This window comes from Ruegeria sp. CDSA079, from assembly GCF_059612245.1.
Genome location: NZ_JBXWQF010000057.1, coordinates 1 through 1566, shown reverse-complemented (window position 1 = coordinate 1566; position 1566 = coordinate 1). Strand labels below are relative to the sequence as shown.

Below are 1566 nucleotides of genomic sequence, written 5' to 3'. Positions count from 1 at the left end.
CTATGCCGTTATGAGGCATTCGGTCTTTTCAGGAAATTAGGTTCCACCATTGTTACGGATGAACCGTGGCTCCATCAGCGGCGATGCCAGATGGATTACTTCCCTGTACCGAAAGGACCAAATTATGACCGCTCAAAATATCGAAACCGACATCGACCAACTCCGTATTGATCATGCTGCCTTGTCGAGGGCGTTGGCGGCTCTCCAAGAGGCTGAAGAAACGATGTGTTGGCTTGGTTGGTTCGCGTCAGATTTCAAAGACACCTGTACTTTTGCAGAGGCTATTGAACGACAAGCAGAAACCATAAAAAACTTAAAAGGCAACGTTCGAGCATTGGCTTGAGCTAAATTCTGGAGGGGCAGACTGCCCCTTCAGACCCTGTTTGCCTTAAGCAACTAGCATATGGCAACCAGCCACTTTTGTATGACGCAAAGCGGATAGCCGTTACCATATCCTTGCCCTACGCCCTCTGTTTGCCAGCCACCTATCTGGTCGACAATGTCGGATGGACACTCGACGGCGCGAAGCCTGTCACGCATCGAATGACGAAAGCTGTGCATGGTGCAACGACTCGGTACATATGGCTTCATCCATTTGTTCAGCGCGGCACTGGCAGAATTAGCGTTCGTGGTTTTCGATTTGTTGTACCTAGGAAAAGCGAACTGGCTGTCAGTGTTCTCAGTGAGCAAGCGCTTGGCGGCCCATAGTGACGCCCCGACCAGAGGCACCTTTCGGTTGCTACCTGATGTCTTAAGCCGACGCCAAGGATGCTCTTGGATAACTACGTGAGGCACTGGGTCATTCAGCTCGAAATCCTCTTTGAGCAAACCCGCAGCTTCTGCAAGCCGCATCCCTGTGTCCGAGACCAGAGCAACCAGCCATCGCAAGTCGTCATCAAGGGACCGGCATTTGGATTGCAGAGAGCGGATCGCTTCGATTGGCATAGGTTCACGATCTTCGACACCAGCACTTCTGTCGTAGTACACACCAGCGAATGGGTTGGTCAGTGTGATACCGGCTTCAGAAGCAGCGAAATTGATAACTGATCTGACGGTCCCAAAGATGCGGGTGATACTGCTACCCGCCAATTCTCGCTTCACCAGCTCGTCGCGAAACGCATTGGCATCCGCCTTGGTATAGCTTCTGATGTCTTTGTCCCCGCAGACATCCAAGACATAGCCACACGACCGCTCAGCAGCCCTGTGGAAGGTGATTGGACGTCCTTGCCCCTTCAGCTGCAAATAGACTGAAACAGCTTCTGAGAGCTTTACAGCGTCGACGTTGGCTTGACCGGTGCATGACATCGAAGACCCAAATTCGGCCGCAGCCCCCATTCTCAGAAGATGTTTGCCCGGTAGGTCTACGTCTTGGATGCGTAGGTGATACCAGTGTTCATCCAGTTGCTGAGCTGCTCTTTGCGCTCGGGCCTTTGCAACCGCCGCTGATCTTGTCCGCAGCGAGAAAGAAATTTTTCCGGTGGTGTAGTGGTGATCGAGGTCCTTTGGGACCCGCCGTGTGAAGTAGAAGACCCCTGCTTTCACAAATGAGAAGGGAACGGTTTTGTT

2 protein-coding genes are annotated in these 1566 nt (G+C 52.3%); one reads left to right on the top strand and one right to left on the bottom strand.

Annotated elements, in window-relative coordinates; all coding sequences use genetic code 11:
- Positions 1-124 precede the first annotated feature (124 nt).
- On the top strand, positions 125-343 hold the full coding sequence (locus AC2FJZ_RS22325) for a hypothetical protein (protein ID WP_496780422.1): 219 nt from the start codon (positions 125-127) through the stop codon (positions 341-343).
- A gap of 53 nt (positions 344-396) precedes the next feature.
- Here the strand turns inward: AC2FJZ_RS22325 and AC2FJZ_RS22320 are convergent.
- A partial coding sequence (locus AC2FJZ_RS22320) for a DUF6538 domain-containing protein (protein WP_496780420.1) occupies positions 397-1566 on the bottom strand: 1170 nt, incomplete at its 5' end.

What these genes read in the sequence shown, in the direction of transcription:
- AC2FJZ_RS22325 (WP_496780422.1), top strand. Translation starts at nt 125, where the DNA reads ATGACCGCTCAAAATATCGAAACCGACATCGACCAACTCCGTATTGAT.